1 protein-coding gene is annotated in these 242 nt (G+C 43.0%); it reads right to left on the reverse strand.

Features of this window, described 5'->3' with window-relative positions:
• Positions 1 to 242: hypothetical protein (locus tag AC6UDE_RS07150; protein ID WP_500697056.1), on the reverse strand; the 242-nt coding region annotated here is incomplete at both ends.

Below are 242 nucleotides of genomic sequence, written 5' to 3' on the forward strand. Positions count from 1 at the left end.
GCAATCAGCTCAAGGCGGAGTTTCTTCTTCAGTGCAACCATCGGATCAAGTTCGTCAGCTGCAATGGTGCGTTTGTTCGGATTGATAGTGAAGTTAGGATGACCTGCATCGCACTCAGCGGTAAGTTCATCAATCTCAACTTGAATATCAGTAGTGTATTTACCTTCAATGAAATCTGCGCTCTTACCATTCTTGAAGTGATACTTGCAAGAAGGTACATTGGAGAAGAAGATGTGAAGGAT

Source organism: Fructilactobacillus sp. X2R5C3, from assembly GCF_059901325.1.